We start from the raw sequence: 19,838 nt of genomic DNA on the forward strand, positions 1-19,838 counted from the left end.
AAAGCAGATTTATAGGAATTTCATATTGACTTTGGGTTGTTTCATTATATAATCTAATTGATAATGAAAATCATTTGAGAAAAGGGGATACAGCATATCATGAAACGTTTTAAATGGTTTGCGCTGTTCGCTGCGCTTTTCCTTTTATTAGCCGCCTGTGGAAATCAAGAGAAAGAACAAGCTGCGGAGAAGAACGACAGCAAAGATTCCTATACTGTAAAGCACGCAATGGGAACAGCGACAATTGACGGCACTCCGAAAAAAGTCGTTGTGCTGACGAATGAAGCGACAGAAGCAGTGCTCGCCCTGGGTGTTAAACCTATCGGCGCCGTTCAATCCTGGCTGGGAGATCCATGGTATGATCATATTAAAGATAAAATGAAAGGCGTAGAGAACGTCGGAACGGAAGCTGCGCCGAATATTGAAAAAATCGCGAGCCTGAACCCTGACCTCATCATCGGCAACAAAATCCGCCAAGAAGAAGTATACGACAAGCTGAAAGCCATCGCGCCGACCGTATTTGCCGAGACATTGTCAGGGGAATGGAAAGACAACTTTAAGCTGACAGCCGAGGCGCTCAATAAAAAAGCAGAAGGCGAAAAAGTCATCGCTGACTTTGACAAGCGTGTTGAAGACATTCATGAAAAGCTCGGCGATAAAGTGAAGCAAAAAGTCTCTCTCGTCCGCTTTACAGATGCCGATACCCGCATCTATCACAAGGGATCGTTTGCCGGAACGATTTTGGATCAGCTCGGTTTTGCAAGGCCTAAAGGCCAGGAAGCCAACGATCTCGGACAAATGGAAGTGACAAAGGAGCAAATTCCTGATATGGATGGAGACGTGCTTTTTTATTACACGTATGAGACAGGCAATGACAAAGCAAGCGCCATTGAGAAAGACTATGTCAACGATCCGCTCTTTAAAAATTTAAGCGTCTCCAAAAAAGGAAACGTCCATAAAGTGAGCGATGCCGTCTGGAATACAGCCGGGGGCGTCCTTGCAGCGAATCTGATGCTTGATGATATCGAAAAATACTTTTTAAAATAATGAAAAAAAAAGTCAAACGGATCAGCGCATTCGTTTGGCTTTTTTTGATGCTGCCTTAAGATTAACTCCCTTCTTACGATAAATATAGTATAAAATGACTAAAGAGGTTTAAGTTTGATAGGAGGAAAGTCATGAATTTTTTGCAAGGAATGTGGAAGGGAACGAACAAAAAATGCGCTGTATTGCAAGCATTGCGGCGCGCGGGTGGACGAGGAACGAGCTTCCGATCCGGCGGCAGGGTATCAGCGTGCGATGACACGAAAAAGAATCATCATCATGGCAGCAATCGCGGCCTGCTTGATTTTATTGTTTGCCGGCTATAAAACCGGTGAAGCACTCACTTCAAAGGAAAAACTGATTTCCGATTTTGAAGCTGCCCTCGATCAGAAAGATGCCAAGAAAGCAGCAAAACTGCTTCAATCATCAGACGTGGATCTGGCTGTCACGGAGAAAAACGTCAAGCCGCTCCTCGATTATTTGAAAGAACATCCGGATGAAGAAAAAGAGCTGATCTCATCCTTAAAGAGCGGTGCCGGCCATCCATTGATGACGATCGAAAAAAAGGGCAGACGTTTTTGGATCTATGACCACTATGTCTTGAACACGGTGCCTGTCTATTTAACGGTTAAGACAAACTATAAAGATACCGGCCTGTTTGTTAACGGTGAGAAGGTCATCACAACAGAAAAAGAAAACTTCGAGAAAAAAATCGGCCCGTTTGTTCCCGGTATTTACGAGGTGAAGGCAAAGCTGAAAAGCGGAATCGCCGACCTTGAAAAAGCGGAAAAGGTCACTGCCCTCCAAGGTGATGTGAAGGTTAATGCGGACCTTGACGGGCACATGGCAAAGCTCGTCTTTGGAGAAGGCTATGAAAACTTGAAAGGAACGCTCTGGATCAATGATCAGGAGATGAAGATCAACCCGTTCAAAGGAACTGAATTCGGACCCGTGCTGACTGACGGTTCAATGACTGCTGCGGTTGAGGCGCAATTTCCGTGGGGGAAGCTGAAAAGCGAAAAAGCGCCGATTGAAAGCGGGGAAATCGAAGTCAATCTTGCTTCAGACAAGGAATTTATGGATGAGATGATGACCACGGTCGTCAGTCATACAAAAGAAGCAGCAAAGGCCTTTGCAAGCGGCGATGTCAGCGGCATGACACTGGCCGCGACGTCTTATCAAACTAGCCTGAAAGAGGTCACGGACGGGCTGAAAAGCAGCAGCACCTACTATAAAGGCACCTACTTATCTACCGTATTTGATCTTGATTCGTTTCGGCTGTACAAAGAAGACGGGCAATGGAAAACAGAGGTTAAAGGGATTGAAAAGCATAAATCGGCTTATTATGACGACTACAGTGCCCCTGAACTGGAAGAAAACGATAACGGCTATACGTACACACTGGTCTATTCAGAAAGCAAGAAAAAGTGGTTCGTCGAAAAAAGCGATCCTGAAGCCGTTATCAATATCGAACATCAAAAAGAAATCAAAAATGACAATCCGAAGGAATACACATCGGCATGGGCTTCGGCAAAAGGAGCTGTGAACAATGCATCAGCAGATGAAGAGCTCACTGATCAAAAGGTTGCTTCCGCCATTGAAACGTATTTATACAGTCTTCAAGGCGCCATCAACACAAACAATTTCGGCCTTGTCCGCGACAGCTTGAAAGAAGGAAGTCCGCTGTACAACGATCAAAAGAAACTTGTCACTAAACTGCACAGCAGCGGGACGCAGGAAGAAGTTGCAGATTTCAGCGTAAACAGCTGGAAGCAAAACGGGCGGGAGGCAACGATTAAGACAACGGAGAAAATCAATATCATTAAAGGCGGAAAAAAACAGTTAAAAACGTACCATTGGACATATCATGCCTCCATCGAGAACGGACAATTGCTCTTGACGTCAATAGAATAAAAAAAAGCCTTTTTCCTTTGAGGAAAAAGGCTTTTTACTTCACTAAAACAGCCGCCCTAATATAGAGCCTCCGATCCTTCCGAAATATTCAAGAAACAAATCTCCCATGATCCGCACAGACATAAATGTCAGCAAATAGACGATCAGCGTCGCGTAAATCGTATCAACAGCGCCTGCCGCTTTTTCGTGGTAGCTCAAGATGACAGCCGGCGGAATTAAAAAGGCGATACCGCAAAGGGCAAAGAAAAGAATGTATACAAACAAACCCGTTTGCATGAATGATAAGAGCAATGCGGCGAGCAGAAGTGCGACGAAAGGAACAAGCACCGTTCCAAACCGTCCGAGCACTTCCTTAAATGTCGCTTGCACACCTCGAATGCGCACACCTGCGTATGTAAAAACAAATAATAAGAAAATATAAATAGCAAAGGTAAAAGCGGGCTTGACGACGATATCAAAAAATGTCGGCATTGCGTAGGATCGGCCGAATAATCCGGAATAGTCCCCCAGAGAGTCAAAAAAGCCTTTGAGGCCGAAGTAAAACATCAGCGGCACTGTAAGCGCAAAGATCACCATTGTGATGATGCTGTTGAGGACGTGCTGTTCCCCCGCGTTTTTCATTTCGGTATACGGTCGTTTCAATACCTTTAAACAAAAGGAAAAATACATGGAAGACGCTTGTTTCGCCGCCTCCGTGTACCTCGCTGCCTGCGGCGTTTCAGCGGGAGCCTTGCTGTCAGCACTGCCGCCTGCCAAGCTTGCCCCGCACTGCTCACAAAATTTTCCGCCATCTGTTTGATGGCCGCACTTTGAACATGTCATAAAAATAAAATCTCCTTTGAAATAGTTATTTTATCCTATAAAAAATTATTATAAAGGAAAGTGCCGCAAGATGACATTGTTTTTTGAAAGTTTAAGCGGCCAACGTCGGAGGTAAAAATCGATTACCCATATTTTTTTACTGAGAAAGGAGTGGTAAACCGTGTTTGCTTTTATCATCCATGTTTTTGTATCATTGTTCGCCGTCACAAATCCGATAGGCAATGTGCCGATCTTTTTGGCGCTCACAGAAGGCTATGAAGCAAAAGAACGCACCGCATTGGCGAGAAAGGCAGCAATTTTATCGTTTCTGATTCTGATCGCGTTTCTCATATTCGGAGAGTTCATCTTCAGGCTTTTTGACATCAACATCCATGCGTTGCGAGTTGCCGGCGGTATTTTTATTTTCGGAATTGCCTACAATCTGCTGAATGCGAAGCAGTCTCATGTTCAGTCGCTCCATCATGATGAGCACCGCGAGAGCAAGGAAAAAGAGGATATCTCGGTGACGCCGCTCAGCATTCCGATCATTTCGGGGCCCGGAACGATTGCAACGGTGATGAGCCTTTCGGCCGGCAGCCGCAGCCTGGTTCATTTTGGCGGTATGATCATCGGCATCGCCGCCGTCCTCCTGCTGACGTTTGCGGCTTTTCATTATTCGACGCTGATCAGCAACAAATTGGGGCAGACGGAAATGAATGTGATCACCCGGCTGATGGGCTTGATTTTGGCGGTCGTGGCGGTCGGCATGATCGGCACGGGCTTAAAAGGGATGTTTCCGGTTTTGTCGGGATGATTGGAGAAAAAGCAAAAAAAGCTGCTTTATTCTTTGCAGCTTTTTTTCAATTTATGAAGGTTTCGGCACATGCTTGAAGATTTCTTCGCTTTCTAAAAACGCGATCAGATTGTCAAGCCACTCGCAGTAATCGATCCATTGTTTTGTTTCTGCCAGCAGCTCATTGATTTTAGCTTCGGTTTCGGGTGAAAGGCCTTCTTCCTCAAGGGCTTCCAACAGCTCTTTTCTGATTTTCTTCCCGATCATCCTGTTCTTTTTGACGACTTTGCTCCAGTTGGCCGTAAACAATGAAATAAACGTTTGGTAATAATCTTGTTCGACATCGTACAAATCTTTGCGGACGCCTTTTTCAAAAACTTTTTCGGCTATATTTAAATCGAGCATTTCGCGGACGACCTGGCTCATTCTCGTTTTGCTCATGCCCGTTTCTTCTGACAGTTCATTTAAAGTCATCGGCTTTCTGTTCATATAGATAATCCCGAGCACGCGGCCGACAGTTGATGATATACCGTACGTATTCATGTTTTCCGCGATTTTTTCTATGAAATGTTCTTCCGCTTGTTTAATCGCCTTTAAAGCGTTTTCCTCCAAAGCACATCATCCCTTCGGGCAGCCAATTTTATTGTCAATATATCATAATTTTGCTAGCGGTTGAAAACACTAAAACGGCAGGAAAATAAAGAAATCGGCCGTAATTTTAAGAATAACCAGCAGATTGATGCCGTTAACATATATTTTTATGTCTTATATATATAATTTAAACACTTTGTAAACTTTTTATTTTACAAAGTGTATTTTATAATAAATGAGATGTTGAAATTTTTAAAAAACAGATGGAGGTGTGCGTTTTGCTGAAGCTAGAAAATGTATCGAAGGTTTATAAAGGCGGAAAAAAAGCGGTCAAGAACATTGATCTTGATATAGCAAAAGGTGAATTTATCGTCTTTATCGGACCGAGCGGCTGCGGGAAGACAACGACGATGAAAATGATCAACCGTTTAATTGAACCGACTTCAGGAAGCATTTACATCGACGGAGAAAACATAATGGATCAGGACCCGGTGGAGCTGCGCCGGAAAATCGGCTATGTCATTCAGCAAATCGGACTCTTTCCCCATATGACGATTCAGCAGAATATCACGCTTGTTCCAAGGCTTTTGAAATGGCCGGAAGAAAAACGGAAGAAGCGGGCGGAGGAACTGCTTCAGCTCGTTGATATGGGGCCGGAATATTTGAACCGCTATCCTCATGAACTAAGCGGCGGACAGCAGCAGAGAATCGGCGTGCTGCGGGCGCTTGCGGCAGAGCCGCCCCTCATTTTAATGGATGAACCGTTCGGAGCGCTGGACCCGATCACCCGTGATTCGCTTCAGGAAGAGTTCAAAAAGCTGCAGAAATCGCTGGACAAAACGATTGTCTTTGTGACCCACGATATGGATGAAGCGATCAAGCTTGCCGACAGAATTGTGATTCTTCGTGCCGGCGAGATTGTTCAAGTCGGAACGCCTGACGACATTTTGCGGAATCCGGCTGATGAATTCGTTGAGGAGTTCATCGGAAAAGAACGGCTTCTTCAGTCCCGTCCTGACATCGAGCATGTCGAACAAGTGATGAATCCGAATCCGGTCACGATTACGAGTGAAAAAAACCTGACTGAAGCGATTCAAGTGATGAGGGAGCGCCGCGTCGATTCACTGCTTGTTGTGGACGAACGCAATGTCTTAAAAGGATATATCGATGTTGAAATCATCGATCAATACCGGAAAAAAGCCGTCACGGTCGGAGAGGTTGTCAATGAGAATGTCTACTCCGTTCAAAAAGGCACGCTCATCAGAGATACCGTCCGAAAAATTTTGAAAAGAGGATTCAAATATGTTCCCGTTCTTGATGAAGAAGGGCGCCTTGTCGGAATTGTCACAAGGGCAAACCTTGTCGACATCGTGTACGACTCGATTTGGGGAGATGAAGAAACCCTTGTCCAACGTTAAATGTAGGGAGGTGCATCAATCATGAATCAGATCGTCCAATTTCTCCAGAACAACGGCGGGGAAATGCTTTATAAAACATGGGAGCACTTATATATATCCATTTTTGCGGTGCTGCTCGGCATCATTATCGCGGTTCCGCTCGGTGTCGTTTTAACGAGAATGAAAAAAGGGGCCGGCGTCGTGATTGGAATTGTTAATATCATTCAAACGCTGCCGAGTTTGGCGATTCTGGCGTTTTTTATTCCGCTCCTCGGAGTGGGAAAGATTCCGGCGATTGTCGCGCTGTTTTTCTATTCAGTCCTACCGATTCTGAGAAACACTTACACGGGCGTAAAAGGCGTCAATCGAAATTTGCTTGAATCAGGAAAGGGAATCGGTATGACTGCATGGGAACAAATCCGCCTGATCGAACTGCCGCTGTCGGTGCCGGTGATCATGGCAGGCATCCGGACTTCCACCGTTTACTTAATCGGCTGGGCGACGCTCGCGGCTTTTATCGGCGGCGGTGGACTCGGCGACTATATTTTTATCGGGCTCAACCTGTACCAGCCTGAGTACATTATCGCCGGAGCGGTGCCGGTTACGATACTGGCCATTGTGATCGACTATATGCTGTCGAAAACCGAAGACAAAGTCACGCCCCAAGGATTAAAAGGGATGAAGGAAGTATCATAAGGAGTTGGCTCTTATGCAAACAAAAAAATTGAGACGGCTCGGCGCCGTCATGCTGGTCTTCTCGCTTTTGATCAGCGGCTGTGCGCTGCCGGGTCTTGGCGGGGCTTCCGATAAAACGATCAAAATCGGGGCGCAAAACCTGACCGAATCCGAAATTCTTGCCAATATGATCTCGCTTTTGATCGAGCATGATACAGATCTCAATACGGTGCTTGTCAAAAACCTCGGCTCAAACTATGTGCAGCACCAGGCCATGCTCGGCGGAGACATCGACATTTCAGCGACGCGCTATTCGGGAACCGATCTGACAAGTACGCTAGGAAGGGAAGCGGAGAAAGACCCGGAAAAAGCGCTTCACATCGTACAGCAGGACTTTAAAAAGAAATTCAACTACAAATGGTTTGATTCTTACGGATTTGACAATACGTACGCTTTTACAGTCACGAAAGAACTCGCTGAAAAAGGGAACTATGAAACCATATCCGATCTGAAAAAAGACGCGGATAAACTGAAGCTTGGCGTTGACAATGCCTGGCTGAAACGAAAAGGCGACGGATATCCGGGATTTAAACAGGAATACGGATTTTCATTCGGCTCGACCTTTCCAATGCAGATCGGACTCGTTTATGACGCCGTCAAAAACGGCAAAATGGATATCGTTCTTGCCTATTCAACGGACGGCAGGATCAAAGCCTATGATTTAAAGCTGTTAAAAGACGATAAACGCTTTTTCCCGCCGTATGACTGTTCGCCGGTCGTGCCGGAAAAAGTGCTGAAGGAACATCCAGAGCTTAAAGAGACCATCAATAAACTGATCGGAAAAATCGATACCGAAACGATGCAGGAGCTCAATTACGAAGTTGATGGAAAACTGAAAGAGCCTTCTGTCGTCGCGGCCGAATTTTTAAAGAAGCACAATTATTTTGAGTAAAAGGAGGGGCTGACAAATGGAAGTGCTGCAGCAGCTTTGGACGTATTATGCGCAAAACGGGAGCTATGTGCTGGGGGAATTTTACCGACACTTTTTAATGTCGGCATACGGCGTATTATTCGCCGCCGTCGTCGGCATCCCTGTTGGTATTTTCATCGCCAGATACCGGAAGATCAGCAAATGGGTCTTTTCCATCACCAATGTCATTCAAACGATTCCGGCGCTTGCGATGCTCGCCGTCTTGATGCTAGTCATGGGACTCGGCGCCAACACGGTGATTCTATCATTGTTTTTGTATTCGCTTTTGCCGATTATTCGAAACACATATACGGGAATCGTCAGCATTGAGCACGCCTACCTTGAATCAGGGAAGGCGATGGGCATGACGAAATTTCAAGTGCTCCGGATGGTGGAGCTTCCGCTCGCTTTGTCGGTCATTATGGCAGGGCTCAGAACCGCGCTCGTCATCGCGATCGGCATCACGGCCATCGGCACGTTTGTCGGCGCTGGCGGCCTCGGGGACATCATTGTCAGGGGGTCAAACGCGACCAACGGAACAGCGATCATTCTGGCAGGCGCGATCCCGACGGCACTGATGGCGATCATCGCCGATCTGTTCATGGGATGGCTTGAACGTGCGCTGAGCCCCGTTAAGCATCATAAAGGCAAGACGCCGAATCCGGATGCCGCTTAAATGGCAGCCGAAAAAAGCCGAATTTCTGCTAAAGAGAAATTCGGCTTTTTATGATTGGCGTTTTTTCGCTTCATTGACCAAAAAATGAAAGTACTGTTCGAGGTTGAGCAGGTCTTCGCGGGACAAGCAGTCCCATTTTCCGGGCTCAAACAGCCACAGATCTTCGACGCCATGCTTGGCCGCGATGTCCTGCATCGTGACATAGCCGCGCGGTTGTTCGCGAATCTCGTCAGCCCTCATATAACCGGCAATATCCATGAGCTGCTCGTACGGCATTTTCAGAGCATCGGCCAATTTTCTGATCGTCGCGGGCTTTGGAACGCCGCGGTGGCCGTTTTCGATTCTGGAAATGGCAGCGGCGCTCACACCGGCATACATAGCAAGCTGATTAACAGACAGGCTTCTTTGTTCCCTCAGCTCTTTGAGTCGTTCGCCGAACATTGTCATCGCCATCTCCCCCGCAAATTCATGATATAAACAGTTTAATACAAATGTTGACTAAAGGAAATACTTAGACAGGAAAAATATTGACAAAAGTTAACATAAGGGATAAAATAACAGCAGGGTCGAAAACAGACGAAAATGATAAAAAGGGGGGCGTGCGCTGCGGAGAAGGTATTCAGTTTTTGTTTCGGCTGCTTGCTTCCTGCACGAGAAAGTCGAAATATTTGTCCAGGTTTTCGATGTCTTTCTTTGAGAGCACCTTCCACTTTTCGCTGTCAAACAGAGAAAGATCCTCTAAATCGTACTGTGTAACGATGTCGTAAATGGAATCGTAGCTGCTTCTTGCTTCCTGGACTGTAGATGCGCTGATATAGCCTGCGGATGCCATCAGTTCCTCATACGGGACTTTCAAAGCGTCCGCCAGTTTTCTGATCGTCGCCGGCTTCGGCACGCCGCGCTTTCCGTTTTCAATTCGCGAAATGCCGGCCGAACTGACGCCGGAATACATCGCCAGCTGATTGACGGTCAGTTTTTTCCGTTCCCTTAATTGTCGTAAATGGTATCCAAAGTTCGTCATGGCCAAAACCTCGCAATCTCTTATTATAAAATATTTTAGTACGAATATTGCCTATAGGAAACATATGGATGATAAAAGTATTGACAAAAGTTAACAAATCGTTTATGTTCAATATAGACAAAAAGAAACATAAGAGATTAGAAAGGGGAGTAATCATGGTAAAAAAGATTCATATCAAAAGAGATTTTGTTCTCCAGTATATGATTGAACACAATCTCTCCTTAAATCAGCTTGCCATTGAAATCGGCGTATCCCCGGCGACTCTGAGCAGAGTTTTAAATGGCGAAAGGAGGCCCGGACAGCTTGTGATCGGAAAGATGATTCAGTATTTCAACAAAAAATTTGAAGATCTCTTTTATTATAAAGATGTTGACAAATGTCAATAAACAAAGGAAAAAAGGAGGCTTTTCAAACGTGAAAAATACGGGAATTGTCCGGAGAATCGATGAGCTCGGCAGAGTCGTTCTCCCGGTCGAAATGCGCAGGGTGCTGAATATCAATGAAAAGGACCCGCTCGAAATATACACCGACGGAGAAAACATCATTTTGACAAAATACGCCGCCAACATGGCATGCTTGATGACCGGCGACATCACCACCAAAAATAAAACGTATGCGGGCGGCAAAATCGTACTCAGCCCAAGGGGAGCAGAAATGCTGCTGGAAGATATGATGGCGGCCTTGTCAGAAAAATGATTACATATTCCGCCTGATAGGGAGCATAGCCGCTCCTTTTTTTTGTATACCTTATTCAGGCGCTGGGAAAAAATAAAAAAAGCTGTTCGAAACGCTCGTGACATGCGCTTGCTTTTCATGTAAAATAAAACTATTGTCAGCCAGTTTGTCTGGAGGTGTAGGTTATGGCCGCATTTTTAACGGTCTTATTAGTGATTGTAAGTATCGTACTGATCGTTGTCGTTTTACTGCAATCCGGCAAAAGCGCCGGATTATCAGGCGCAATTTCCGGCGGAGCCGAGCAGCTTTTCGGAAAGCAGAAAGCAAGAGGACTTGATTTGATTCTCCACCGGATGACGGTCGTTTTAACCGTGCTTTTCTTTTTCTTAACGATTGCGCTTGCTTACTTTGTATAAGACAATGAAGCATGAGGTCTGATGTTCAAGTCAGGCCTTTTTCCTATTTGCAGGTCTTTGTATGAAGAGACCGGCCGATTGATAAAGTTTGTTTCAAGACTAAACGTGGAAGAATACATATGAAAAGGAGACAGTGAATCATGAAAATCGTCAAACCACAACCTTTCACATTTAAAGGCGGAAAAAAAGCCGTCCTGCTGCTGCACGGATTTACCGGCAACACGGCGGACGTGAGAATGCTCGGAAGATATTTGAATGAAAAAGGCTACACATGCCATGCGCCCCAATATAAAGGCCACGGCGTGCCTCCGGAAGAACTTCTTTCTACAGGGCCGGAAGACTGGTGGAAAGACGTCATGAACGGGTATGAATATTTGAAATCGGAAGGGTATGAACAAATCGCCGCTTGCGGTCTGTCTCTCGGAGGGGTTTTTTCATTGAAATTGGGTTACACTGTACCCATAAAGGGAATTGTTCCAATGTGCGCGCCGATGTATATCAAAAGCGAAGAGACGATGTACGAGGGTGTGCTTGAGTATGCACGCAATTATAAGAAATTTGAAGGCAAGACAGCGGAACAGATTGACGCTGAGATGGAAGAATTCAAAAAAACGCCGATGAACACGTTGAAAGCACTGCAGGATTTGATTGCCGATGTCAGAGAGCATGTGGACATGATCTATTCGCCTACATTTGTCGTGCAGGCGCGCCACGATCATATGATTAATACGGACAGCGCGAACATCATCTACAATGAAGTTGAAACGGATGATAAGCAGCTGAAATGGTATGAAGAATCCGGTCATGCCATCACATTGGATAAAGAACGCGAAGCACTGCACAAGGATGTGTATCAATTTTTAGAAACGCTGGATTGGCAGACATAAGGAGGTCTGGTTAGTGGAAAAAGAAGAATTTATGGATAAGCTTCTCTCCTTTATGAAAGAAGAAGCGTATAAACCTCTTACAGTTCAGGAACTGGAAGAGATGCTGGAAATCACCGATTCGGACGAATACAAAGAGCTTGTCAAAGCTCTTGTAACCCTTGAAGAAAAAGGGCTTGTCGTCAGAACGAGAAGCAACCGCTACGGTTTGCCCGAAAAAATGAATTTGATCAAAGGGAAGGTGTCGGCGCACGCGAAAGGCTTCGCGTTTGTTCTCCCCGAAGATTCCTCGCTTGACGATGTCTTCATTCCGCCGTCTGAGTTGAATACGGCAATGAACGGAGATACCGTGCTTGTCCGCCTGAGTACGGAGTCCGGAGGTACAAAAAAAGAAGGGGCCATCATCCGCATCATTGAGCGCAGCATTCAGAAGATTGTCGGCACGTATACAGAGACGAAAAACTTCGGCTTCGTCATTCCCGACGATAAAAAAATCACGAATGACATCTTTATTCCGAAGCACGCCAAAAACGGCGCCGTCGAGGGGCACAAAGTCGTCGTCCGCCTGACAAGCTATCCTGAAGGCCGGATGAGTGCGGAAGGGGAAGTTATCGAGATTCTCGGCCACAAAAACGACCCCGGCATCGATATCCTTTCCATCATTCATAAGCATGGCCTCCCGGGAGACTTTCCGGCTGAGGCGATGGAACAAGCCGGCAATACGCCTGATACAATCGATGAAAAAGATCTTGAAGGCAGACGGGATCTGCGCGATCAAACGATCGTCACGATCGACGGCGCAGATGCCAAAGACTTGGATGATGCCGTTACCGTCACAAAACTCAAAAACGGCCATTATAAACTCGGCGTCCACATTGCCGATGTCAGCCATTATGTCACAGAAGGGTCTCCGATTGACCAGGAAGCATATGAACGCGGCACGAGCGTCTATCTTGTCGACCGGGTGATTCCGATGATCCCGCACAGGCTGTCGAATGGAATCTGCTCCTTAAATCCGAAGGTTGACCGGCTGACTTTGTCGTGCGAAATGCTCATTAATCCTCAAGGGCAAGTCGTCGAACACGAAATTTTTCAAAGTGTCATTAAAACGACCGAGCGGATGACTTATTCTGACGTGAACAAGATTTTAGTCGATGACGATGAAGAGCTGAAGCAGAAATATGAGGCGCTTGTCCCGATGTTCAAAGACATGGAAGACTTGGCTGCGATTCTGCGCGGCAAGCGGATGGAACGCGGTGCCGTCGACTTTGACTTTAAGGAAGCGAAGGTACTCGTCGACGAAGAAGGAAAAGCGAAGGACGTCGTCTTGAGAGAACGGTCGACAGCAGAAAAGCTGATCGAAGAATTTATGCTTGTCGCCAATGAAACGGTCGCCGAGCACTTTCATTGGATGAATGTTCCGTTTATTTACCGGATTCACGAAGATCCGGATCAAGAAAAGCTCCAGAGATTTCTTGAGTTCGTTACGACATTCGGCTATGTCGTCAAAGGGACGGCCGGAAGCATCCATCCGAAAGCGCTGCAAAGCGTGCTTGAAGAAGTCAGGGATCGTCCTGAAGAAGCCGTAATTTCAACGGTTATGCTCAGATCGATGAAGCAGGCGAAATACGATCCGCAAAGCCTCGGACACTTCGGCTTGTCGACTGAATTCTACACCCATTTCACGTCACCGATTCGCCGCTACCCTGACTTGATCGTCCACAGGCTGATCAGGACGTATTTGATTCAGGGCAAGACAGACGAAGCGACAAGGGAGAAATGGGCCGAAAAACTGCCTGAGATCGCCGAGCATACGTCAAATATGGAACGCAATGCCGTAGATGCCGAGCGGGAAACGGATGATTTGAAAAAAACCGAATTTATGCTGGATAAGATCGGTGAAGAATTTGACGGTGTGATCAGTTCCGTTACGAACTTCGGCATGTTTGTCGAGCTGCCGAACACGATCGAAGGGCTTGTCCACGTCAGCTTTATGACAGACGATTTTTACCGTTATGATGAACAGCACTATGCCATGATCGGCGAGCGTACGGGCAACGTCTACCGGATCGGCGATGAGATTACGGTCCGCGTCGTTGACGTCAATAAAGACGAGCGGAACATCGATTTTGAAATCGTCGGCATGAAAGGCTCCCGCCGCCGGCAGAAACCGGAGCCAAAACAGAAAAAGGGTCCTAAAAAGGATGCTCCATCGGCTGACAAAGGGGAATGGTTCACCAAGCCGAAAAAGAAAAAAGTAAAGAAAAAACGCGGTTTTCAAAACGCGCCGAAACAAAAACGCAAGAAAAAGAAAAAATAGACGGCACACGTCAAAAAAAGGGCGGCGAAATTGTAAGGCGAACGTTCATTTGATAGAATAATACGTATTCGCCGCCCTTTTGAATGTGAGATTGAAGGCGGGAGGAGGTTGCCGTATGCCAAAGGGAGAAGGGAAGGTTGTTTCCCAAAATAAAAAAGCAAATCATGATTATTTTATAGAAGAAACATACGAAACAGGCATCGTGCTTCAAGGTACGGAAATCAAGTCCATTCGCGCCGGACGGGTGAATTTAAAGGACGCGTTCGCCAAAATTGAGCGCGGGGAAGTGTTCCTTCACAATATGCACATCAGCCCGTATGAGCAGGGGAACCGCTACAACCATGATCCGTTGCGGACGAGAAAGCTTTTGATGCACCGCAAGCAGATCAACAAATTGATCGGTTTGACGAAAGAGCAGGGATACTCGCTCGTACCGCTCAAGATTTATTTGAAGAACGGTTTTGCGAAAGTGCTGCTCGGACTCGGAAAAGGGAAGAAGAAATTCGACAAACGCGAAGACTTAAAGCGAAAAGACGCCAAACGTGAAATCGAAAGAGCATTCCGCGACAGGCAAAAAGGCTTGATCTAAAGCCGGAACCCATGTTATCCTATATGAACGTGATCACAGACATTACCATTTGGAATTGACGCGTGATCTTGTTATAATAGTGATGCAGCCAGTTATCCGACTTCCTTTTCATCCAAGGGGACGTTACGGATTCGACAGGGACGGATCGAGCTTGAGTTGCGAGCCGAGAGGCGATCTCGTAAAAACGCACCTAAATATAACTGGCAAATCTAACCAGAACTTAGCACTAGCTGCCTAATTAGCGCAGCGAGCTCTTGCCCGCATCGCCTATGTGCCGGTTAAGAGCCCATAACGAAGTAGGCTACGCTTGCGCTCCCGTCTGAGAGCGCAGGAAGAGACTTATCAGACTAGCTTTCCGAGGGCCTGCCCGCAGGCACGAAGATGAGCGAAACTAAATATGCAGGGCTACGCTCGTAGACGCTGAAGCAATCGACGTTTCTGGACGTGGGTTCGACTCCCACCGTCTCCACCATACATATGATGGTGGTTTTTTTGTTTTTGGGGGAGTTTTGATGTTTGTGCAAGAGCCTTTGAAAGGCTTAATGAACATGTATGGCGGGTCATCGGTCCTCATATTGCAGCGGAAAAAAAAAAGCTTTCCTCGAGCGACAAAAAATCATCCTACACGCTGCCTGCGGGCATCTTTAAGATAAAAAGCCCACTCATGAAAGGAACGGCCGTTCGGCGGATTCAAGAGGCTTTAGCTGCCCTCTATTTCTATCCATACAAAGAGGTAAAGAATAACGACATAGAAATGGCTGCTGCGGGCCGAAAACGGCGAACGCGGTCAAACGGTTCCAGCTGATGTACGAGTTGTCTGCGGATGGTATTTACGGACCGAAAACGAAAGCAAAACTTGAATCACTACTGAAGTAATACAAAAAGGCCTCTAATAAGGGCCTTCTTATCTCCATCTCCAATTTATTTCATTATCATTTTCGTAAATCCCTGGAAGGGATATACCAACCTTTTTTTGCTTTTCATCAATAATAAACCAATTTTCATCATCTAACCATTCTTCACTATACTGTTCAATGGCAAAAGGGTCATCCTCGTTTACTACAGCCTTAAAGAAATCTTTGAACTTTTCCATGTTTTCATTAGGAATGATTGTTCCATACATCCAGACACCTTCAACAGTAGCGCCTTTTATTTCACCCAAGCATTCATTTTTATAATATAGAAGCATATTTATCACTCCTTCGGATGTACTTTGATAAATTGTTTTGGAACTTCACCTTTTACAAAGTATTCAGTGTCTCTTTGAGTCCATTTTAAAGCTTTGTTTTTCCAGTATTCAGACTGTCGAGTATCATTTTTGATTAACCTTTCGATTTGTTTAGGAGATAAAATTACAATATCCTTCACTTCACCAGACCTGATGGCTTTACGGAGAGCAGATATGTCGAGTTCTATTGTATTTTCACCGTATCCCTTTGCAACTTTTTGATTTATTGTAAAACTTGTATATGGGCTGTTGGATTTCCCGCCTTTTCTATATCCTCCAAGGACGTGCTCTGTTACAGTAACCTGACGACCTTGGTACATACCAGTTTTGTTGGCAGGTACAAGATTACCGGTTTCAGGGGAAATATGAGACTTGCCTATGCCGTTTGGTCTTTTAGGCTCATAAGGAAAGTCTTCACCTCTGTAAAGATTAGTGGCCCTACCGTTATGTGAGTTTACACTCAGCACTTTTCCGGCTTTCTGCATACCGAAAGGTGCTATCATTGCGATTGCACGATTTAGGCTATCCTGTCGCTGTTCATCCGAAATCTTATTTCCGAGCATATCCCGTCCGGTGATGGTTTCGCTGAAGCCATTAGCCGCGGCCAGTCCATATAGGCCTTTTTCAGAGTTTTTCAGAGCGTGGAAGGTTTTCGGGGTTTTGTAAGCAGCCAGAGCTTTGTCTACAGTTGTGACTGCTTTTTCGGCCTTGTACATGCTGTATACACCTTTGATCCCTTTTGCACCTTTGCCTAACCAGCCGACAACCGGGATATAGCCGGCCGCACCCATCGCTCCGGCGGCGACTCGCTGGCCATCCGTTAATTTCTCGCCTGTGATCGGGTCAATCCCTTCAGCAGCTCTTTTATAATCATAGTACCCGCTGATTTCTCCTAAAAATGTTCCACCAGCATCAAGCGTTTTTAAATACCAAGGCTTGTTTGCTTCTTCTTCTTGTTTTTCCTGCAGTTGCCGGGCTTCGGCTTGTTCGCTTTTGGAGTCGATGTAATTAGTGGCCTGTTTTTCAACTTCCATCGTATTCTTGTAGATTTCACTGGAATGAAACGACTTCAAACTAAAATGCATCGGAGCCGCACTTTTTCCATGGCTTGTTGCTTCCATTAGACCGGAATACTTAGCGAGCACTGTATTGTCAAGAGCTTCTAAATTTGAGTATTCGGTTTTTAACGATTCGTCAAGCTTGTTGACAGCATCGATCGTGTTCTGGCGAGTTTCTTGTGCCTTGCCCATTTTATCAATATAGTCATCTAGCGTCCAATTATCCAAGTCAACAATATCGCTTACGCTGGCGATGATCTTATCCATTTCCAGCTTGAGCCCTGAGACGATTTCCGTTGCTTTCAAATCCGCATTTTTCAGCTCATGATCCAGAAAGGAGACTTCCACATATGAATTGGACAGCTTTTGATCTTTAATATCGCCGGAAACCCCTTTAAAAAAAGCGATCTGTGCATCGACAAGCTTGAGCCAACTATCAACGATCTCGGCCTGTCCTCTAAAGAAGTCTTTGATGTTGTCCGCGCCTTTTCCCTCAAAGTCATCACCTAAATCAGCAACGCCCAGAAACGCTTTTTTCAGTGTTTGCAGTTGTTCTTCAAAGGCTTCATATTCTTTCTTACGTTTGTTCGCTGCTTCAATTAAAGAACTCGCTTCAAAGACTTTCATACGTCAAACCCTTTCAAAAGACTTATTCAGAAAAAAGTTTACCACTTTATAGAAAAGAATGGACAATAAATCCTGTGGTTCACTGAAAATGAATCATAATGAAGAGGAAGGAAGAAGGGTGGAGAAAATTAGGATAAATCGTTCCAATGGTGCGTCAAATACTTGCAACCACTCAGGATCATAATTTTCAAATTCTATAAACTCGAGATTAAAGAACTGTTTTAAAACTTTTTTGACTTTCATCAATCTATTTTATTTTGAATGGTTTCTTGCCGATTGGTCATTAGTTATTATCAAGAAAATCAACTGCTATTCTGTCAACTAATAACTCTACGGGTTTACCTGCCAGATATTTATAATCATTAAAATATCCATTGTCATCATAAATTTTTATTCCTGCATCAATATAATCTTCATGTAGTATTCCGCGTATATAATATCTATAACTATCATCAATTCGTGCTAATTCTTTGATTTCCTTATCTAACTCAAGAAGGTCTGACTGATCTAAAATTGTGAAGCTAATAAAAACAGGATACTCTCTCCCTTCTTCAATGACATAGGGGCAAATAGTTGAAAATCCAGTGAATTCAAATCCGTTTATTTCAAGTGTAACCTCTTCCTCTATATGTGGGTGTAATTTTTTTAGTATTGCATTATTCATTACTATCAACCGCCTTTTATTTATCGACTGGATTCATTATAGGGACATTCTTATTATTAATGGTTTTCTAAAAATAGCATTCTCCTCTGATACATTTGGTTACAATCACTAAAGAATAAAGCTTCCTTTTACGAAATGAAAATGGATATACAAAAAAGAGAAATCCATCTTCTTAAGATTGCAATTTCAATTTTTTGGCCTGCCCATATGTAGTCACAAGCTCTCTGAAAGAATGAAGTTCATTTTCAAATGTGAAAAAGCGTTTCGGTATCAAAATCATCTGGCTGCTTGACGTTTTCATGAGGATGAGGCGTTTATATTCTGTTACTGCTGTCACTTCATACCATTGAAACAACGTATCGAAATTCTTAAATTGAATCTGAATTCCTTGTGGATTGATAGTGTAAGTTCTTTTACGTTTTAGCCGTTCATTTTTCCGATAGACAATTTGCATCCGGATATAAAAAAAACCAATTAAAAGTGAGGTTAATATTATTGAAAGTACAATCATGAGAAGTCCATTCAACAACAATTCGAGTGTTTCACTATGATAAACGGTAATCGGCATCTTCCCATCGACGGAAAACACCCAGACCAACAATAGAAAAATAAGAATAAAATAAAGGAATGCGTATTTTTTAAGCCAATAAAAAAAGAAGTATCTCATATCCTGTAATGTATATTCTCCCTCAAGAAAGACACTGTGTTGGATCATAAGTTTACTGCACCTCAAACCTGTTTTCCTTTAATTTTAGCATAAAGTTTCATTTATTTTCAGAAATTGGCTTTTCTTTGGAATCGGTATAGCAGAGGCACCGTGTAATCGACTTAGGGATCGCTAAAAAAGGATCAGAGGGTATTATGTCGAACTTTGATTGTATATACATTCGAAGGAGCTGACCAAAAGGAGGTCTACCATGCTCATCATTGAATCGCTAATAGGATACGTTTGTTTCTTTACTGTTAATGCCATTTATGATACATACATCAAAAAAGCCAAGACTCCGTTAGGACACTTGGCTTTGATTTCGCTTGTTCAGACTGCGATTGCTTTAAGTCTTTTCTTTATTTTCTCCTGATTATAAGAGGTTGCCGCTTTCCTCAGCGGCACTCAGCTTTTCGATCATTCCTCCGGATTCAGCTCGCTTGTCAAGTCGCCGCCCGTTCCTTAAAAAATCCAAAACATGATGATTTATAATATCTCCGCTTTTCCGTCTTCGGGGAAGCTGTAATGCTCCGCTGATTCAACTTAAACTCTTTTTCTTTCCGCGATTAAGAATCACCTCTAGGCAACGTACGGATGTCTATAAAACAACCCTATTTTCTTTTAGAAAAATGAAATTAGTTCATAAGAATCAATTTTAGATTATGAAAAAGAAATGATAAAAGACACTTAATATGCTTAAAAAATTATGGTAAGTTTTTGAAGGCGCTAAATGTAAAAGTTTGTATGATCAACGCTTATGCAAAACGGTTATTAAATATGAACTACAGG

Annotated in this window: 22 protein-coding genes, 1 other RNA gene and 1 pseudogene; 16 read left to right on the plus strand and 8 right to left on the minus strand. The window is 44.5% G+C overall.

What is annotated here, in order from left to right; translation table 11 throughout:
* Positions 1–99: 99 nt before the first annotated feature.
* Both KI350_RS06455 and KI350_RS06460 read left to right on the plus strand, forming a co-directional pair.
* On the plus strand, positions 100–1,047 hold the full coding sequence (locus tag KI350_RS06455; protein WP_065644304.1) for an ABC transporter substrate-binding protein: 948 nt from the start codon (positions 100–102) through the stop codon (positions 1,045–1,047).
* A 204-nt stretch (positions 1,048–1,251) separates the two neighbouring features.
* On the plus strand, positions 1,252–2,958 hold the full coding sequence (locus tag KI350_RS06460; RefSeq protein ID WP_236808609.1) for a zinc ribbon domain-containing protein: 1,707 nt from the start codon (positions 1,252–1,254) through the stop codon (positions 2,956–2,958).
* Between the two features lie 42 nt (positions 2,959–3,000).
* On the opposite strand, the gene KI350_RS06465 is transcribed toward KI350_RS06460, so the two are convergent.
* Positions 3,001–3,780 carry a zinc ribbon domain-containing protein gene (locus KI350_RS06465; protein ID WP_026580124.1) on the minus strand — a complete coding sequence of 260 codons (780 nt, stop codon included), beginning with the start codon at positions 3,778–3,780 and terminating at the stop codon, positions 3,001–3,003.
* 160 nt (positions 3,781–3,940) lie between these two features.
* Between KI350_RS06465 and KI350_RS06470 the strand changes: the two genes are divergently transcribed.
* Positions 3,941–4,573 carry an NAAT family transporter gene (locus KI350_RS06470; RefSeq protein WP_020452994.1) on the plus strand — a complete coding sequence of 211 codons (633 nt, stop codon included), beginning with the start codon at positions 3,941–3,943 and terminating at the stop codon, positions 4,571–4,573.
* A gap of 51 nt (positions 4,574–4,624) precedes the next feature.
* Here KI350_RS06470 and KI350_RS06475 read toward each other — a convergent pair whose 3' ends face one another.
* On the minus strand, positions 4,625–5,164 hold the full coding sequence (locus KI350_RS06475; RefSeq protein WP_020452993.1) for a GbsR/MarR family transcriptional regulator: 540 nt from the start codon (positions 5,162–5,164) through the stop codon (positions 4,625–4,627).
* 257 nt (positions 5,165–5,421) lie between these two features.
* On the opposite strand from KI350_RS06475, the gene KI350_RS06480 reads away from it, so the two are divergent.
* Genes KI350_RS06480 through KI350_RS06495 form a run of 4 tightly spaced genes read left to right on the plus strand, consistent with a single transcriptional unit; the run spans position 5,422 to position 8,861 of the window.
* A complete protein-coding gene (locus KI350_RS06480) occupies positions 5,422–6,561 on the plus strand; it encodes a betaine/proline/choline family ABC transporter ATP-binding protein (RefSeq protein WP_020452992.1) in 1,140 nt (379 codons plus the stop codon).
* Positions 6,562–6,582: 21 nt separating this feature from the next.
* A complete protein-coding gene (locus tag KI350_RS06485) occupies positions 6,583–7,236 on the plus strand; it encodes an ABC transporter permease (protein WP_035337716.1) in 654 nt (217 codons plus the stop codon).
* Positions 7,237–7,249: 13 nt separating this feature from the next.
* Complete coding sequence (gene opuCC / locus KI350_RS06490; RefSeq protein WP_020452990.1) at positions 7,250–8,167, plus strand: osmoprotectant ABC transporter substrate-binding lipoprotein OpuCC; 918 nt, start codon at positions 7,250–7,252, stop codon at positions 8,165–8,167.
* 16 nt (positions 8,168–8,183) lie between these two features.
* Positions 8,184–8,861, plus strand: coding sequence for an ABC transporter permease (locus KI350_RS06495; RefSeq protein ID WP_020452989.1), 678 nt, complete (start codon positions 8,184–8,186; stop codon positions 8,859–8,861).
* Between the two features lie 48 nt (positions 8,862–8,909).
* On the opposite strand, the gene KI350_RS06500 is transcribed toward KI350_RS06495, so the two are convergent.
* Complete coding sequence (locus KI350_RS06500; RefSeq protein ID WP_023856314.1) at positions 8,910–9,308, minus strand: helix-turn-helix domain-containing protein; 399 nt, start codon at positions 9,306–9,308, stop codon at positions 8,910–8,912.
* Between the two features lie 172 nt (positions 9,309–9,480).
* Positions 9,481–9,882: a transcriptional regulator gene (locus KI350_RS06505; protein ID WP_026580121.1), complete on the minus strand. Its 402-nt coding sequence runs from the start codon at positions 9,880–9,882 to the stop codon at positions 9,481–9,483.
* Between the two features lie 152 nt (positions 9,883–10,034).
* Here KI350_RS06505 and KI350_RS06510 point away from each other — a divergent pair, with 152 nt between their 5' ends.
* The 8 genes and pseudogenes from KI350_RS06510 to KI350_RS06545 form a co-directional block, all read left to right on the plus strand.
* A complete protein-coding gene (locus KI350_RS06510; RefSeq protein ID WP_164470226.1) occupies positions 10,035–10,268 on the plus strand; it encodes a helix-turn-helix domain-containing protein in 234 nt (77 codons plus the stop codon).
* Between the two features lie 28 nt (positions 10,269–10,296).
* Positions 10,297–10,578, plus strand: coding sequence for an AbrB/MazE/SpoVT family DNA-binding domain-containing protein (locus KI350_RS06515; RefSeq protein ID WP_020452985.1), 282 nt, complete (start codon positions 10,297–10,299; stop codon positions 10,576–10,578).
* Positions 10,579–10,742: 164 nt separating this feature from the next.
* Positions 10,743–10,973 carry a preprotein translocase subunit SecG gene (gene secG / locus KI350_RS06520; RefSeq protein ID WP_003185418.1) on the plus strand — a complete coding sequence of 77 codons (231 nt, stop codon included), beginning with the start codon at positions 10,743–10,745 and terminating at the stop codon, positions 10,971–10,973.
* A gap of 140 nt (positions 10,974–11,113) precedes the next feature.
* Complete coding sequence (locus KI350_RS06525) at positions 11,114–11,860, plus strand: alpha/beta hydrolase (RefSeq protein WP_035337713.1); 747 nt, start codon at positions 11,114–11,116, stop codon at positions 11,858–11,860.
* A gap of 13 nt (positions 11,861–11,873) precedes the next feature.
* Entirely contained in the window at positions 11,874–14,177 is a 2,304-nt protein-coding gene (gene rnr, locus KI350_RS06530; RefSeq protein ID WP_059230941.1) for a ribonuclease R, read from the plus strand.
* A 115-nt stretch (positions 14,178–14,292) separates the two neighbouring features.
* Entirely contained in the window at positions 14,293–14,766 is a 474-nt protein-coding gene (gene smpB / locus KI350_RS06535) for an SsrA-binding protein SmpB (protein WP_009329604.1), read from the plus strand.
* 116 nt (positions 14,767–14,882) lie between these two features.
* Positions 14,883–15,238: a transfer-messenger RNA gene (gene ssrA / locus KI350_RS06540) on the plus strand.
* 105 nt (positions 15,239–15,343) lie between these two features.
* Positions 15,344–15,642 (plus strand): annotated as a pseudogene (locus KI350_RS06545) (peptidoglycan-binding domain-containing protein); the annotation flags it as partial.
* A 28-nt stretch (positions 15,643–15,670) separates the two neighbouring features.
* Here the strand turns inward: KI350_RS06545 and KI350_RS06550 are convergent.
* From KI350_RS06550 to KI350_RS06565, 4 genes are all read right to left on the minus strand, one after another.
* Entirely contained in the window at positions 15,671–15,955 is a 285-nt protein-coding gene (locus KI350_RS06550; protein ID WP_003185302.1) for a hypothetical protein, read from the minus strand.
* Between the two features lie 5 nt (positions 15,956–15,960).
* Positions 15,961–17,679 carry a ribonuclease YeeF family protein gene (locus tag KI350_RS06555; protein WP_020452982.1) on the minus strand — a complete coding sequence of 573 codons (1,719 nt, stop codon included), beginning with the start codon at positions 17,677–17,679 and terminating at the stop codon, positions 15,961–15,963.
* A 283-nt stretch (positions 17,680–17,962) separates the two neighbouring features.
* Positions 17,963–18,343, minus strand: a complete 381-nt coding sequence (locus KI350_RS06560) for a hypothetical protein (protein WP_023856311.1) — start codon at positions 18,341–18,343, stop codon at positions 17,963–17,965.
* Positions 18,344–18,515: 172 nt separating this feature from the next.
* Positions 18,516–19,058 (minus strand): YcxB family protein, encoded by a 543-nt coding sequence (locus KI350_RS06565; protein ID WP_020452980.1) that lies wholly within the window; start codon positions 19,056–19,058, stop codon positions 18,516–18,518.
* Positions 19,059–19,260: 202 nt separating this feature from the next.
* Between KI350_RS06565 and KI350_RS06570 the strand changes: the two genes are divergently transcribed.
* The gene (locus KI350_RS06570) at positions 19,261–19,422 is read left to right on the plus strand and encodes a hypothetical protein (RefSeq protein WP_023856310.1); all 162 of its coding nucleotides are present in this window, start codon (positions 19,261–19,263) and stop codon (positions 19,420–19,422) included.
* Positions 19,423–19,838 lie beyond the last annotated feature (416 nt).

Origin of the sequence: Bacillus sp. J41TS8 (assembly GCF_018333035.1) — a bacterium.
Classification (GTDB): domain Bacteria; phylum Bacillota; class Bacilli; order Bacillales; family Bacillaceae; genus Bacillus; species Bacillus paralicheniformis.

Bases quoted from the DNA above. Each gene is read 5' to 3' on its own strand.
- KI350_RS06455 (WP_065644304.1), top strand. From the start codon at position 100: ATGAAACGTTTTAAATGGTTTGCGCTGTTCGCTGCGCTTTTCCTTTTA.
- KI350_RS06465 (WP_026580124.1), bottom strand. From the start codon at position 3,780: ATGACATGTTCAAAGTGCGGCCATCAAACAGATGGCGGAAAATTTTGT.
- KI350_RS06485 (WP_035337716.1), top strand. From the start codon at position 6,583: ATGAATCAGATCGTCCAATTTCTCCAGAACAACGGCGGGGAAATGCTT.
- opuCC (WP_020452990.1), top strand. From the start codon at position 7,250: ATGCAAACAAAAAAATTGAGACGGCTCGGCGCCGTCATGCTGGTCTTC.
- KI350_RS06495 (WP_020452989.1), top strand. From the start codon at position 8,184: ATGGAAGTGCTGCAGCAGCTTTGGACGTATTATGCGCAAAACGGGAGC.
- KI350_RS06500 (WP_023856314.1), bottom strand. From the start codon at position 9,308: ATGACAATGTTCGGCGAACGACTCAAAGAGCTGAGGGAACAAAGAAGC.
- KI350_RS06505 (WP_026580121.1), bottom strand. From the start codon at position 9,882: ATGACGAACTTTGGATACCATTTACGACAATTAAGGGAACGGAAAAAA.
- secG (WP_003185418.1), top strand. From the start codon at position 10,743: ATGGCCGCATTTTTAACGGTCTTATTAGTGATTGTAAGTATCGTACTG.
- KI350_RS06525 (WP_035337713.1), top strand. From the start codon at position 11,114: ATGAAAATCGTCAAACCACAACCTTTCACATTTAAAGGCGGAAAAAAA.
- smpB (WP_009329604.1), top strand. From the start codon at position 14,293: ATGCCAAAGGGAGAAGGGAAGGTTGTTTCCCAAAATAAAAAAGCAAAT.
- KI350_RS06550 (WP_003185302.1), bottom strand. From the start codon at position 15,955: ATGCTTCTATATTATAAAAATGAATGCTTGGGTGAAATAAAAGGCGCT.
- KI350_RS06555 (WP_020452982.1), bottom strand. From the start codon at position 17,679: ATGAAAGTCTTTGAAGCGAGTTCTTTAATTGAAGCAGCGAACAAACGT.
- KI350_RS06560 (WP_023856311.1), bottom strand. From the start codon at position 18,343: ATGAATAATGCAATACTAAAAAAATTACACCCACATATAGAGGAAGAG.
- KI350_RS06565 (WP_020452980.1), bottom strand. From the start codon at position 19,058: ATGATCCAACACAGTGTCTTTCTTGAGGGAGAATATACATTACAGGAT.
- KI350_RS06570 (WP_023856310.1), top strand. From the start codon at position 19,261: ATGCTCATCATTGAATCGCTAATAGGATACGTTTGTTTCTTTACTGTT.